At 74.0% G+C, this 12,443-nt stretch carries 13 protein-coding genes; 8 read left to right on the top strand and 5 right to left on the bottom strand.

All coding sequences use genetic code 11. The annotated features are described in order from the left end of the window. Positions 1-49: 49 nt before the first annotated feature. From mftC to mftA, 3 genes are read right to left on the bottom strand one after another with little or no spacing between them, the layout of a single operon-like run. Complete coding sequence (gene mftC, locus AD017_RS16125) at positions 50-1,291, bottom strand: mycofactocin radical SAM maturase (protein ID WP_174521755.1); 1,242 nt, start codon at positions 1,289-1,291, stop codon at positions 50-52. Positions 1,292-1,320: 29 nt separating this feature from the next. Further along, positions 1,321-1,644 carry a mycofactocin biosynthesis chaperone MftB gene (gene mftB / locus AD017_RS16120; RefSeq protein ID WP_010229645.1) on the bottom strand — a complete coding sequence of 108 codons (324 nt, stop codon included), beginning with the start codon at positions 1,642-1,644 and terminating at the stop codon, positions 1,321-1,323. Continuing rightward, positions 1,634-1,720, bottom strand: coding sequence for a mycofactocin precursor MftA (gene mftA, locus AD017_RS16115; RefSeq protein ID WP_060574731.1), 87 nt, complete (start codon positions 1,718-1,720; stop codon positions 1,634-1,636). Before mftA ends, mftB begins: the two co-directional genes overlap by 11 nt. A 158-nt stretch (positions 1,721-1,878) precedes the next feature. Between mftA and AD017_RS16110 the strand changes: the two genes are divergently transcribed. The 4 genes from AD017_RS16110 to AD017_RS16095 all read left to right on the top strand — a co-directional run bounded on the left by AD017_RS16110 (position 1,879) and on the right by AD017_RS16095 (position 6,381). Further along, positions 1,879-2,256 carry a DUF952 domain-containing protein gene (locus AD017_RS16110; protein ID WP_060576428.1) on the top strand — a complete coding sequence of 126 codons (378 nt, stop codon included), beginning with the start codon at positions 1,879-1,881 and terminating at the stop codon, positions 2,254-2,256. A 149-nt stretch (positions 2,257-2,405) separates the two neighbouring features. Then, positions 2,406-3,677, top strand: coding sequence for an NDMA-dependent methanol dehydrogenase (gene mdo, locus AD017_RS16105; protein WP_060574730.1), 1,272 nt, complete (start codon positions 2,406-2,408; stop codon positions 3,675-3,677). 104 nt (positions 3,678-3,781) lie between these two features. Further along, complete coding sequence (locus AD017_RS16100; protein WP_060574729.1) at positions 3,782-4,840, top strand: MoxR family ATPase; 1,059 nt, start codon at positions 3,782-3,784, stop codon at positions 4,838-4,840. Next, positions 4,837-6,381: a VWA domain-containing protein gene (locus AD017_RS16095; RefSeq protein WP_060574728.1), complete on the top strand. Its 1,545-nt coding sequence runs from the start codon at positions 4,837-4,839 to the stop codon at positions 6,379-6,381. The genes AD017_RS16100 and AD017_RS16095 overlap by 4 nt, the downstream gene beginning before the upstream one ends. Before the next feature lie 32 nt (positions 6,382-6,413). Here the strand turns inward: AD017_RS16095 and AD017_RS16090 are convergent, their stop codons facing one another. Next, entirely contained in the window at positions 6,414-7,001 is a 588-nt protein-coding gene (locus AD017_RS16090; protein ID WP_060574727.1) for an NADPH-dependent FMN reductase, read from the bottom strand. Between the two features lie 42 nt (positions 7,002-7,043). On the opposite strand from AD017_RS16090, the gene AD017_RS16085 reads away from it, so the two are divergent. The 4 genes from AD017_RS16085 (at position 7,044) to AD017_RS37240 (ending at position 11,973) form a co-directional block, all read left to right on the top strand. Further along, positions 7,044-8,663 carry an ABC transporter substrate-binding protein gene (locus tag AD017_RS16085; RefSeq protein WP_060574726.1) on the top strand — a complete coding sequence of 540 codons (1,620 nt, stop codon included), beginning with the start codon at positions 7,044-7,046 and terminating at the stop codon, positions 8,661-8,663. A 120-nt stretch (positions 8,664-8,783) separates the two neighbouring features. After that, the gene (locus AD017_RS16080; RefSeq protein WP_060574725.1) at positions 8,784-9,749 is read left to right on the top strand and encodes an ABC transporter permease; all 966 of its coding nucleotides are present in this window, start codon (positions 8,784-8,786) and stop codon (positions 9,747-9,749) included. Then, positions 9,746-10,540, top strand: coding sequence for an ABC transporter permease subunit (locus tag AD017_RS16075; RefSeq protein ID WP_010227896.1), 795 nt, complete (start codon positions 9,746-9,748; stop codon positions 10,538-10,540). The genes AD017_RS16080 and AD017_RS16075 overlap by 4 nt, the downstream gene beginning before the upstream one ends. Beyond that, positions 10,537-11,973 carry an ABC transporter ATP-binding protein gene (locus AD017_RS37240; protein WP_060574724.1) on the top strand — a complete coding sequence of 479 codons (1,437 nt, stop codon included), beginning with the start codon at positions 10,537-10,539 and terminating at the stop codon, positions 11,971-11,973. The genes AD017_RS16075 and AD017_RS37240 overlap by 4 nt, the downstream gene beginning before the upstream one ends. A 3-nt stretch (positions 11,974-11,976) precedes the next feature. On the opposite strand, the gene AD017_RS16065 is transcribed toward AD017_RS37240, so the two are convergent. Next, positions 11,977-12,339: a hypothetical protein gene (locus AD017_RS16065; RefSeq protein ID WP_060574723.1), complete on the bottom strand. Its 363-nt coding sequence runs from the start codon at positions 12,337-12,339 to the stop codon at positions 11,977-11,979. Between the last annotated feature and the right edge of the window lie 104 nt (positions 12,340-12,443).

Raw genomic sequence — 12,443 nt, 5'->3', positions numbered from 1 at the left:
GGGGCCCACCGACCGCGCAGGTCGACGGGCCCCGTCAGCAGGCTCGTGGTCAGCTCCCCGCGACCGGCGCGGCGGCCGGCTCGGACTCCGGCGTCGGCGTGAACCCGGCGAGCGGGCTCTCGTCACACGCCCGGTCCGGCCGGCGCGGCGGCGGGGCCAGGGACAGCATCGTCGGCTGCTTGGGCTCCCGGGAGTTCCGCGGCGCCGACCGGGAGTGGTCGACGTCGGACTTCGGGATCACGGTCTCGGCGTTGCGCGCCGCGAGCATCTGCTCGCCGTAGCCCTGCACGCACTCCGGGTCCGGGCCGTCGAGCGGCAGCCCGGTGAAGAACTTGGCCGCCATGCAGCCGCCCTGGCACGAGTCGTAGTGCTGGCACGACGCGCAGGCCCCGCCGGTCTGCGGCTGGCGCAGCTCGGTGAACAGGTCCGAGTGCTCCCAGACCTCCTTGAAGCCGCCCTCGTCGCGGACGTTGCCCGCCAGGAAGTTCTCGTGGATCGCGAACGGGCAGGCGTAGACGTCGCCGACCGGGTCGATCAGGCAGACCACGCGCCCCGCGCCGCACAGGTTCAGCCCGGGGAGGGCGTCGCCGTAGGCCGAGAGGTGGAAGAACGAGTCACCGGTCAGGACCTGGTCGCCGTGCGCGACCAGCCAGTCGTAGAGCTGCTTCTGCTGGGCCTGGGTCGGGTGCAGCTCGTCCCAGACGTCGGCACCGCGGCCGGACGGGCGCAGGCGGGTGATCCGCAGCTGGGCGCCGTACTTGTCGGCGATGGCCTTGAAGTCGTCGAGCTGGTCGACGTTCTCCCGGGTCATGACGACCGAGATCTTCGGCGCCTGGAACCCGGCCTCGGCGAGGTTCTCCAGCGCGGTGATCGCGGTGTCGAAGGATCCGGGGCCGCGGACGTAGTCGTTGACCTCGGCGGTCGCGCCGTCCATCGAGATCTGGATGTCGACGTAGTCGGTCGCGGCCAGCTGGGCGGCACGGGCCTTGTCGAGCTTGACGCCGTTGGTGGAGAACTTGACCCCGACGTCGTGCGCGATGGCGTAGTCGAGCAGCTCCCAGAAGTCCGGGCGCACGGTCGGCTCTCCGCCGCCGATGTTGATGTAGAAGACCTGCATCCGCTGCAGCTCATCGATCACCGCCTTGGCCTCGGCGGTGGTCAGCTCACGCGGGTCGCGACGCCCGGAGCTCGACAGGCAGTGCACACACGCGAGGTTGCACGCGTAGGTGAGCTCCCAGGTCAGGCAGATGGGCGAGTTGAGGCCGTACTGGAAGTGGTCGACCAGCTTCACGGGCACCCCTTTGTGGTGGTCGGCGGGCTCTAGCGGGCGACGATGGTCCGGGACTGCAGCAGCCCGGCGAGTGCCTTCAGGTAGGCCTCGTGCTGGGCGGCGGGCACGCCGGCCGCCTCGACGGCGGACCGGGCGTCGGGCTGGTCGGCCAGCCCGCGCACCACCTCGACCAGCTGGACGGTCTTCAGGAACGACAGCTTGCGGGTCGTGAAGTCGTACACCAGGGCACCGAAGGGCTCGGGGCGCAGCGAGACGCTCTCGCTGAGGCGGTACGGCGCCGCGGGGTCGAACGACCCCGCGGCCCCGTCCGAGCTCGGGCTCGGTACCGCGGTGTCGAGCGGCTTAGTAGACACCGCACATGCCGTCGATGGAGACCTCTTCGACGAGGGTCTCCTCGACCAGGGCGTCCTCGTTCTGGTGCTCGCTCATGGGCTACCTCCGCAGGGATCGACTCTCGGCGAGAGAGGTGACGAACCGCCCCCGCCGGCCGGCGGTGGCAGCGAGATCGACGCTATTGGCACCCGGTGCCGGAATGCAAGGACCTCCTCTGACGCCCGTCCGTTCGGAGGGGAGGCATGCTGGCGGTCATGACGGTCGACGGCGCTGACTCCCCTGCCCTGCTGCATCTCTGCACCCCCGCCGAGCGCACCTCCTACGAGCTCGTCGGCGAGATCGCCCCGGCCTCGCTCGACGAGGTGGGCTTCGTCCACCTGTCCACTCCCGACCAGGTCGCGCTGCCCGCACAGCGACTGTTCCCGGGCCGGACCGATCTCGTGCTGCTCGTCCTGTCCCCCTCCGCGATCGCCGACGCCGGCATCGAGGTCCGGTGGGAGCCCGGCGTCCCGGGCGCCCCGGAGGCGATGCGCTTCCCGCACGCGTACGGCGCCGTCCCGGCGTCCGCGGTGCGCGCCGTCGTGCCCTACCCGCCGGGGCCGGACGGGTTCACCGCGCCCGAGATCCCCTGATCGACGGCGCCCTCCCCTCCGTCCGGAGGGGACTCCTGCCCCGGCGAACAGCCGGGTGGTCAGGTACCCATCTGTAGCTGTTGCAGATTGCTGGCAATAGCCATGGTTGTGCTCGTCCGCAACGCCAACGAGGCCGTCGAGGAGAGCCAATGGCCATCGAGCTCAACCAGATCTGGGACTTCCCGATCAAGGAGTTCCACCCGTTCCCGCGGGCGCTCCTGGGGGTCGGCGCGCACGACATCCTGGGTGTCGAGGCGAAGAACCTCGGCATGACGCGCGTCCTGTTCGTCACGTCCGGGCTGCGCGGCTCCGGGATCATCGAGGAGCTCAAGGGCAAGGTCGAGTACCAGGGCGTCGACGTCGTCGTCTACGACCAGGTCGAGTCCAATCCCAAGGACTACAACTGCATGGACGCCGCCGCGCTCTACACGAGCGAGAAGTGCGACGGCATCATCTCGATCGGCGGCGGCTCGTCGCACGACGCCGCCAAGGGTGCGCGCGTCGTCATCGCGCACGACGGGCGCAACATCAACGAGTTCGAGGGTTTCTCGAAGTCCACGAACATGGAGAACCCGCCGCACATCGCGGTCTCCACCACCGCAGGGACCGGGTCCGAGACCTCGTGGGCGTACGTCATCACGAACACGTCGGACATGGACGACCCGAAGAAGTGGGTCGGGTTCGACGACGCCGTCGTCACCACCCTGGCCCTCGACGACCCGCTGCTGTACTACAGCTGCCCGCAGCACTTCACCGCGTACTGCGGGTTCGACGTGCTGGCCCACGGGTCCGAACCGTTCGTGTCGCGGCTGGACTTCGAGCCGTCGCTGGGCAACGCGCTGTACTCGATCGAGCTGGTCGGCCAGTACCTGCGCGAGGCGACCTACGAGCCGCGCAACCTGCAGGCCCGCTCGAAGATGATGCACGCCCAGTACATCGCCGCACAGGCGTTCAACTCGGGTGGCCTCGGCCTGGTGCACTCCACGTCGCACGCGGTGTCGGCGTTCTTCGACACCCACCACGGCCTGAACAACGCCATCGCCCTGCCCCGCGTGTGGGAGTACAACCTGCCCTCGCGCTACGAGCGGTACGCCAAGATCGCGACCGCGCTGGGCGTCGACACCCGGAACATGACCACCGTCCAGGCCGCCGACGCCGCGGTCGAGGAGGCCATCCGGCTGTCCAAGGACGTCGGCATCCCGGACAACTTCGGCGTGCTGCAGTCCGACAGCTACGACAAGAACCGGATGAACACCGGCAAGTACGCCGGCCGCGGGGACACGATCCCCACCGACGACAAGACGATCCGCAGCATCGCCGAGCACATGATGGGCGACTACTGCACGCCGGGTAACCCCCGCGAGTGCACCGTCGACGCGCTGGTGCCGCTGGTCGACCACGCCTTCAACAAGTCCTACTAGGACGCGGTTCGGACCCGCCGCCGCGCCCGGATCAGCCCCCGGGCGCGGCGGCGGCCTGTCCCGACCGTCACGAGACGCTTCTGCGCAGTGCAGCGAGGAGAACGGTGTTCGAGAGCCCCGAGACGCTGACCGAGGCCCTGGCCGGCGAGAACTACGTCATCGACCCCGAGTTCGCGGTGGTGGTGCACCTGGCCACCGCCCTGGAGCGGCCCCTCCTGCTGGAGGGCCCGGCCGGCGTCGGCAAGACCGAGCTGGCCAAGTCGCTGGCCGCCGCGGCGGGCCGGACGCTGATCCGGTTGCAGTGCTACGAGGGTCTCGACGACGGCCGCGCCCTCTACGAGTGGGACTACGGCAAGCAGCTCATGCACGTCCAGATGCTCCGCGACCGGATCGGCGAGCTGCTCGCGGGCACCGCGACGATGGCCGAGGCGTCGGCCCGGCTGCAGGCCGAGGACACCGGCCTCTACACGGAGCACTTCCTCTCCGCCCGCCCGCTGCTCGAGGCCGTGCTCTCCCCCGAGCCCGTGGTGCTGCTCGTCGACGAGGTCGACCGTACCGAGGAGTCGATGGAGGCGCTGCTGCTGGAGGTGCTCGCCGAACGGCAGGTGACCGTCCCCGAGATCGGCACCTTCACCGCGCGTTCGGCGCCGTGGGTCGTGCTGACCTCCAACGACACCCGCGAGCTGTCGCCCGCCCTGAAACGACGCTGCCTCCACTACCAGGTCGGCTTCCCGACCCCCGAGCGCGAGACCGAGATCGTGTCCCGCCGCGCCCCCGACGTCGCCGCCGACGTCGTCACCGACGTGGTCGAGCTGGCCCGGCGGCTGCGCGAGTTCCCGCTGCGCAAGTCCCCGTCGATCTCCGAGGTCGTCGACGCCTCCCGCGCCGCCGCCGTGCTCGGCCTCGAATCCGGCGGTGAGCTGGAGAAGGTGCGGTCCTCGCTGCTCGCGGCGCTGCTGAAGTACGGCTCCGACCGCGAGCTGGCCGTGCGGCGCCTCGACGGCGCCAAGGTCGCGGACGAGGTGGGGGCGGCCGACGACTCGGGCTGGGTGAGCCGCTCGTCGCGGCCCGCGGACACGACGTCCGGCGCGTTCGGCAAGGGTCGCGCCACCTCCACCGGGAGCCGGGCGGCGGCCGACCGGAACCGCCGGGGCCGCCGGTGAGCACGGCGGACGGGCACGCGGAGAGACTCCTCTCGGTGCTCTCCGCCGCCTTCACCCGGGTACTGCGGGCCCAGCGGGTGGCGGTCTCCCCCGCCGAGGCGATCGAGGTCCGGCGGGTACTGGCCATGATCGGCGCCACCGACACCGCGCGGCTGCGGGCCGGGCTGCGCGCCGTCACCGTCAAGTACTCCTACGAGCGCGCCGGGTTCGAGCGGGCCTTCGACGCCTTCTTCGGTCTGCTCCCCGAACCCGCGGGCGACGGGTCCGCGAGCGGCGGGCCCGGACTCCGCGGGCCGGGCGCCGAGGGTCTGCCCACCGACCTGGATCTCACCGAGGACGACGACCCGCTCGGCCGCTACGCCGACTACGACCCGAACGTGGCCGATGTCGGGGACATGCTCGACGCCGACGAGCAGGAGAAGGGCTTCAACCCGCACCGCGACGACGACGACGTGTCGCTGGGCGGGTCGGACTCCGAGCTCTCGGTGTCCTCCGGGGAGGACAGGGGCCGCCGCGGGACGACCTACACCGTGGATCTCGAGCGAGCGGGCGCCGCGGTCGGCAAGGAGCTGACGTCGGGGGCCACGACGCAGGTCTCCGGCGAGATCTCCTTCGACGACCCGGAGGCGATCCTGGCCTGGCTCGCCGCGTACGACCCGCACGCCGTCTACACCGACGGTCCCGAGGGCGAGGAGCTCTCGGAGGTCCAGCTCGGCACTCTCGTCGAGGCCATCGCCGAGTTCGTGACCCAGCTCGCCGAGCGGGTCGAGGCCGGCGAGGGCGAACGACCCGACCCCGCGAGCGACGGCACCGACGGCGCCGACCGGCTGGACTCCGCCGACATGCAGCAGGCCTGCCACGAGCTGCTGCACCGCATGCGCGGCGCACCACGACGGGTCCCGCGCGAGCACGCCCACGGCCCGCTCGACGTGCGGCACACGGTGCGGCGCAGCATGCGCAGCGACGGCGTGCCGTTCCACCTGCTGCACCGTGCGAAGGTCCCGGACCGGGTCCGGCTGCTGGTGATCGCGGACGTCTCGCTGTCGGTCCGGTCGATCACCGCGTTCGTGCTGCGGCTGGCGCGGACACTGCACCGGCAGGCGTTCCGCTGCCGGGTGCTGGCCTACGTGGACTCACCGGTCGAGGTGACCGAGCTCCTGCTGCGCGCGCACGACGACCACGCCCTGGCCGCGGTCCTCGCGGCACCGGGCATCGACCTGGACGCCACCAGCGACTACGGCCGGGTGTTCACCGAGCTGAACGAGAACTTCGCCGACGCGGTCGACCACCGCACCGCCGTGCTGTTCGTCGGCGACGGCCGCTCCAACGGCCTGCCCCCGGGCACCGAGGAGCTGCGGACCCTGGCGCGGCGCGCCTTCCGGGTCGGCTGGATCACCCCGGAACCCGGGCGCTACTGGAACCAGGCGTCGTGCGCGATGGAGGAGTACTCGGAGATCGTCGACCACGTGCTGGTCGCGAAGGACGCCGACGACCTGCTCGCCGGGGCGGGGGAGCTGGGTCACGCGCTGTCGCGCCCGTGAGTGGAAAACACGGTCAGGGCCGTGTTGTCCACTCACGAGTCGCGGAGCGACCGGCGTGGGATGTCCGGACCGGTGGCACCGGCGGCGTCGCGGGGCATCCGCCGGGCGAAGGTCACGACGGTGTCCGCCAGCTCGGCCAGCCGGTCTCGGACGCCGTCGTCGGTCAGCTCGCCGCCGGCGAAGTGGGTGTTGTTGGCGTACACCGCACCCGGCGCCGCCCAGGCGCGGAAGAAGCCGACCAGCGGTTTGAGCTCGTGCTCGATCGCGAGGAAGTGGTGGTCGGTGCCGCCGGTCGCGACCAGGCCGACCGGCTTGCCGGCGAGCGCGTCGTTGGGCAGCACGTCGAACAGGTTCTTCAGCCGGCCCGTGTAGCCGCCCCGGTACATCGGCGTGCCGACGACCAGGGCGTCCGCGGCGACGACGCGGTCGATCACCGCACGGGTGTCGCCGGTGTAGCCGGCGGGATCCCGGCCGTCGGAGAACACGACGTCGTGGTCGCGCAGGTGCAGCAGGCCGGCGTCGACGTCGTCGTGCCCCGCGGCCCGGGCGACCGCGATCTCGAGGAGCAGAGCCGTCTTCGACGGGGTGGAGGGGCTGCCGGAGATCGCCAGGAGGTCCATCCCGGGCACCCTAACCGCGAGGGCGTTCGGCACCCTGGTGCCGTGCCCCTGAGCCGACGCTCGTTCCTGCGTGCCACCGGCGCCGCCGCGGCGCTGGCCGGGATCCCCGCCCTCGCCGCGTGCGGGGCCCCGGCCGACGCCGGCGCCCCGCGCCTGACCGTGGCGTTCGCCGGTGCCGGACCGCTGCCGGTGACCGACCCGCACCAGGTGTGGCGGCCGGTCGACCGGGCGCGCGCAGCGGCGGTGGCGGACACGCTGCTGGTGTGGGGCCAGGACATGCGGCCGGAGCCGCACCTGGCCGCGTCGGTGGGGCCGGACCGCACCGGGAGGCGGTGGCGGGTCCGGATGCGGGAGGCGACCGCGCACGACGGCAGGCCGCTCACCGCGGCCGACGCGCTCGCGTCGTTCCGCCGGATCGCCGCCCCCGCGACCGGGGCGACCGCGGCCCCGCTGCTGGCGAACGTCGACCTCACCGCGAGCCGGGTGGTCTCGCCGACCGAGCTGGAGTTCGTCCTGCGGACCCCGGACTTCCAGTTCCCGCTGGTCCTGGGCGCGCCGGGGACCGGGATCGTCCGCGACGGCCGCGGCGGGACCCCGGTCGGCACCGGCGCGTTCCGGGTCGGGGACACCCCGGCCGTCCTCCTCCGGCACGACGGGCACTGGCTGGGCGCCGCGCTGTCCCCCGAGCTCGAGTTCCTCGTGGACGACGACGAGGAGAACCGCTACCAGTCGCTGCTCGACGGGTACGTCGCCTACGCCCACGATCTCTTCCCGCACAGCGTGCGGCGGATCCTCGGCCGCACCGGGACGGGCGTCGTCTCGACCCCGGCCTCGGCCACCCGGTTCCTGGAACTGGGCACCGGCCCCGCGCGGGCCACCGGCCGGGCCGATCTCGGCGGTCCGGACGACGACGGTCCCGCGCTCGCCGTGCCACCGGAGGGCGCCGACCCGTTCGGCGATCCGCGGCTGCGGGAGGCGGTGCGGCTCGGCATCGACCGCGACGAGCTGGTGCGGAAGGTCCTGCTCGATCTCGGCTCCCCCGGCGACGACCTGTTCGGGACCGGGCTCGCGCACCATCCCGACCGCGTCCCGCCGGTCGCCCGCGACGTCGACCGGGCCCGGGAGCTCGTCACCGCGGCCGGGGCGTACGGAGCGACCGTCGGGCTGGTGTTCGACCCGCTCGATCCGCTCTCCCGCCCGGCCGCGACGGTCGTCGCCGAGCAGCTGGAGACGATCGGTCTGGTCGCCGAACCCCGCGAACCGGATCCGGCGGGTGCCGAGCCGGTCCCGGGCATCCGGTTCCGCCGGGTGCCGGCCCAGCCGGTCCCGCTGTACCTGCGCGCGGTCGCCGCCGGCGGGCAGGACCCGATCCCCGTTCCGGTCGCGGACGACGCCCCGGCAGCACCGGCAGCACCGGCAGCACCGACGCCCGGGACGGCCCGCGCCGACGTGACGGCGCTGCTCGTCACCGCCGCCCGGACCCCCGACGAGCGCACCCGCGACACCGCCCTGCGCCGCTCCCAGGTGCTGGTGCGCGACGCGGCGACGGTCTGGTCGGTGGGCGACGAGCACGTCGGTATCTCCGCCGACCTGACGGGTGTCGAGCCCGCCCGGCCGGACACCGGGACCTGGGCCCGTTTCCACCGCGTCCGCCTGGGCTGACCGCGGGCCGGCCGGAGCGGTCCTTGCACCCGGCCATCGCCCGTGATCCTGTTCAGGTGATCAGGCGAGAGCGGGGAGGACGTCGGGCGTGTGGAGCCGGGTCGACAGGGCTGCCGCGGGGTGAGCGTCGCGCCGTACGCACCGCCCCGCCGCGGCCGTCCGGTCGCCGTCCGGGCCGGGGTCGCCGCCGCCCAGCTGGCCGCCGCGACGGTCATGATCTTCCTGCTGACCACGATGCTCCCCGGCGAGACCGCGGAGATCGTCCTCGGCCCGGACGCCACCGACGACCAGGTGCGGGAGCTGTCCGCCCGGCTCGGGACCGACCGGCCGGCCGTCGACCGCTTCGCCGACTGGGCCGGCGGCGCGCTCACCGGCGATCTGGGCACGTCACTGGTGACGGGCCGGGCCGTCGTCGACGAGATCATCGACCGGCTCGGCTCCACCGTCCTGCTCACCGGCCTGTCGCTGCTCGTCACCGTCCCGCTCGCCGTGCTGGTCGGTGCCGCTGCGGGACGCAGGCCGGGCAGCGCCGCCGACCGGGTCTCCACCGCGGCGGTCTCGGCGCTGCAGGCGGCGCCGCAGTTCGCGCTCGGGCTGTTGCTGGTCGCGGTGTTCGCGTTGCAGCTGGGCTGGCTCCCGGCGACGGCGGGCGGGGGCGCGCTGCTCACCCCGTCGGTCCTGGTGCTGCCGGTCGCCGTGCTGACCGCGTCGCAGCTGGGCTGGCTGTCCCGCCAGGTCCGGCAGGGCGTCCTGCAGACCGACCGGTCACCGCACGTCACGCACCTGCGCCGGCTCGGGCTGCCGGAGCGGGTCGTGCTGTGGCGGCACGTGCTGCCGGGTGGCGTGGCGCCGTCGCTGCAGCAGCTGGCGCGGATCGTCGAGGGCACCCTGGGCGGCGTCGTCGTGATCGAGTCGCTGTTCGCCCTGCCCGGGATCGGCGCCGGTGTCGTCGAGGCGGTGCAGAGCCGTGACCTGCCGCTGGTGCAGGGCTACGCGGTGCTGGCCGCGGTCGTCACGATCGTGCTGAACCTGCTGGTCGACCTGCTGACCGCCCGACTCACCCCCGTCCGGGAGGAGGCGCCGTGAGCCGGGCGACGCTCGGGTTCGCGCTGGCCGGTGTGCCACTGGCGTGCGCGCTGCTGGGCCCGCTGCTCGCACCCCTGCTCCCCGCCGACGACGGCGCGGGCGCGCTGCTGCCGCCCGGGCCCGGCCATCCGCTGGGCACCGACGCGCTCGGCCGCGACGTGCTCACGCTCGCCCTGACCGGAGGGACGACCGTCGTCGGGCTGACCGCCGGGGCACTGCTGCTGTCGTACCTCGTGGCGATGCCGCTCGGGCTGGTCCTCGCCGCGACCCGGGCCCGGTGGGCCGCGACCGCGACCCAGCGCGTGCTCGACGTGCTGCTCGTGCTGCCGTCGCTGGTGGTGTTGCTGGTCCTGGCCGGGACCGGGCGGCGCGGCATCGGCTGGCTGCTGGTGGCGGCGGCCGTGCTGCAGCTTCCCGCGATCGTGCGGCTGGTCCGCAGCGCGGCCGGGGCGCCGTCCCGCCGGGTGGCGCTGGAGACGATGGCGCAGAACGGCGAGCCGTGGTGGCGGATCCACCTGGTGGAGACGGGCCGGTTCGTCGCCGGGCCGGTCCTGGTGGACGCCGGCACCCGCGGCGTGATGATCCTCGGCCTCCTGGCGAGTGCGAGCTTCCTCGGGGTCGGCCTGCCACCGGACACGGTGGACTGGGCCGTGGTGATCGAGCAGAACTCGGCGTCGCTGTTCCTCGCCCCGGCCGCCCTGTTGGTGCCCGCCACGCTGCTGGTCGCGCTGGCCGCGGGGACGAGCCTGCTGGTGGACCGGATCGCCGACCGGACGGGAGCGGTGGCATGACCGCGGCGCTCGCAGTGTGCGGCCTCGGCGCCCGGACCGCGGACGGCACAGTGCTGCTGGACGGCGTCGATCTCGACCTCCTCCCGGGCCGGGTGCTGGCCGTGGTGGGCCCGTCCGGCGCGGGGAAGTCCACCCTGGGCCTGGCCCTGCTCGGCGAGGCGGCGACCGGGGTGGAACCGACCGGCTCGGTGCGGGTGCAGGGCACCGAGCTCCTCGGACTGTCCGGCGGCGCGCTGCGCCGGGCCCGCGCCGGGCGGGTGGGACACCTCCCGCAGCACCCCGGCGTCGTCCTCGACCCGGTCCGCCGGGTCGGTCCGGTCCTCGACGAGCTGGCCGCGACCGTGCACGGACGCGGGCGTGCCCGCCGGGCGGCCCGCGCAGCAGCGGTCGCCGAGTCCCTCGAGCGGGCCGGGCTCGGCACCGAGCCCGGGCTCGCCCGCCGGTTCCCGCACCAGCTCTCGGGTGGTCAGCAGCAGCGGATGGCGCTGGCGCAGACGCTGGTCACCGGCCCCGACGTCGTCGTGCTGGACGAACCCACCACCGGCCTGGACCCGGACACCACCGGCGCCGTGATCGGGCAGCTGGCCGCGCTCGCCCGCGCCGGGACCGCGCTGGTGCTGCTCACCCACGATCTGGACACGGCCCGCAGGCTCGCCGACGACGTGCTCGAGCTCGACGGCGGCAGGCCCGCCCGGCGCGGCACCGCCCGGGAGGTGCTCGGTCCGCCGGTGGCGGAGGCCGGGTCCGTGCAGCGGCCGCCCGGTGACCCGTTGCTGGAGGTGACGGACCTGTCCGTCCGGACCGCCGGGGGGATCACGCTGCTCGCGGGCGTCGGGCTGTCGGTGGAGCGGGGTGGCTGCCTCGCCGTCGTCGGGCCGTCGGGGGCGGGCAAGACCACACTGGGACGGGCGCTGGCCGGGCTGGTCCCGAGCGACGGCGGGATCCTCGTGACGGGCACCCGCGCGACCGGGGACCACCGGGCCGTCCAGTACGTGCACCAGGACTACCGGTCGGCGTTCCTCGACCACCGCCCGGTGCTCGACCAGGTCGCCCGCCCCGCGGAGCTGCTGCGCGGCCTGCCCCGCGCCGACGCACGAGCGGAGGCGACCGCGCTGCTCGGACGGCTCGGACTGGCGCCGGCGGACACCGGCCGGCGTCCGGGCGGCCTGTCCGGCGGCCAGCTGCAGCGGGCCTCGGTCGCCAGGGCTCTGCTGGCGCGGCCGTCGGTGCTCGTCACGGACGAGGCCACCTCGGCACTGGACGGCCGGCACCGCGCGCTGCTGCTCGCCGAGCTCGCGCGGGCCCGGCGCGACGACGGTCTCGCCGTCGTGCTGATCAGCCACGACCCTGCGACCGTCGCCGCGGCGGACCGGGTCCTCGCGCTCGCGGACGGGCGGGTCGTGGACACGCCCGCCCCGGCGACGACCGGGTAGGGGTCAGAGACCGAGGTGCTCGCGCAGGACCGCCGCGGTCTCGGTGGTGGTCTCGGCGTGCAGCCGGCAGTGCTCGTGATGGTCGGCGTGCGCGCCGCAGGCGGCCGCGCTCGCCTCGCAGGCCCGCAGTGCCGCGGCGGCCGCGGTCTCGGCGACGGCCCGGTCCGCCGCCCGCCGGCCCAGGACCCGCGCCGCGGCCGAGCACAGGTCCGCGCAGTCGAGCGCGAGCAGCACCTCCCGTTCCATCCCGCCGCCCGCGACCATCGCGGACGCGCACGCCGTGCTCGCCCGCTCCGCGTCGTGCAGCTTCTCGACGACGACCGCCGGCGTGGTCACGCCCGCGGCGTCCAGTACGTGGTGGCTCATCGCGATCCCTCTCCTCGGTGGTCCGGGCGGGATTCCCGGTGGGACCGGGCGCTACTCCTGTCGGCGTGTCCTTCATTACTGAACACCTCGTCATATGTGACGTA

The organism is Pseudonocardia sp. EC080619-01 (genome assembly GCF_001420995.1).
GTDB lineage: Bacteria > Actinomycetota > Actinomycetes > Mycobacteriales > Pseudonocardiaceae > Pseudonocardia.
Note: the sequence above shows the minus strand (reverse complement) of the source record. Positions and strands in the feature narration are given on the sequence as shown.

What these genes read in the sequence shown, in the direction of transcription:
- mdo (WP_060574730.1), top strand. Translation starts at nt 2,406, where the DNA reads ATGGCCATCGAGCTCAACCAGATCTGGGACTTCCCGATCAAGGAGTTC.
- AD017_RS16090 (WP_060574727.1), bottom strand. Translation starts at nt 7,001, where the DNA reads ATGGACCTCCTGGCGATCTCCGGCAGCCCCTCCACCCCGTCGAAGACG.
- AD017_RS16110 (WP_060576428.1), top strand. Translation starts at nt 1,879, where the DNA reads ATGACGGTCGACGGCGCTGACTCCCCTGCCCTGCTGCATCTCTGCACC.
- mftA (WP_060574731.1), bottom strand. Translation starts at nt 1,720, where the DNA reads ATGAGCGAGCACCAGAACGAGGACGCCCTGGTCGAGGAGACCCTCGTC.
- AD017_RS16065 (WP_060574723.1), bottom strand. Translation starts at nt 12,339, where the DNA reads ATGAGCCACCACGTACTGGACGCCGCGGGCGTGACCACGCCGGCGGTC.
- AD017_RS37240 (WP_060574724.1), top strand. Translation starts at nt 10,537, where the DNA reads ATGACCGCGGCGCTCGCAGTGTGCGGCCTCGGCGCCCGGACCGCGGAC.